This is a genomic window from Micromonospora sp. LOL_015, assembly GCF_048060275.1.
Lineage (GTDB): Bacteria > Actinomycetota > Actinomycetes > Mycobacteriales > Micromonosporaceae > Micromonospora_E.
Genome location: NZ_JBHMIO010000173.1, coordinates 1 through 595 on the forward strand (window position 1 = coordinate 1; position 595 = coordinate 595).

General features: G+C 67.7%; 1 protein-coding gene. It reads left to right on the forward strand.

Features of this window, described 5'->3' with window-relative positions:
* The coding region (locus tag ACFHWU_RS29340) for a Hint domain-containing protein (protein WP_416592331.1) at positions 1-595 on the forward strand (595 nt) is incomplete at both ends.

Sequence of the window (595 nt, forward strand, 5' to 3'; positions counted from 1 at the left end):
CCAGCAGCGGAGGCGGCGGCCGGACCAGCGCAGGAGGAGGCGGGGGCGGCAAGGCCACCTCGAAACCCGGCGGCAACACCGGCGCCAGCACCCGCTCCAACGGCGGCACCAGCGGCGGCGGAGACAAACCCGCCGACAGCTGCCCGCTGAACAACAGCTTCACCCCCGGCACCAAGGTCCTGACGGCCGACGGCACCACCAAACCCATCGAACAGGTCAAACCCGGCGACAAGGTCATCGCCACCGACCCCGAAACCGGCACCACCAGCATCGAGACCGTCACCGCCACCATCACCGGCGACGGCGTCAAACACCTCGTCGAGATCACCATCGACACCGACGGCCAGCACGACGATAAGGGCGGTTACCCAGACACCACCAACGGCCACAGCGACCCAGGTGTCGCCCAGATCACCGCCACCGACGGACACCCCTTCTGGGTCCCCGAACTCGACCAGTGGATCGACGCCACCCACCTGCAACCCGGCCAATGGCTCCACACCAGCTCCGGCACCTGGATACAAATCACCGCAATCCACCGCCGGACCGTCCCACACGCCACCGTCCACAACCTCACCATCAGCCACGTCCACAC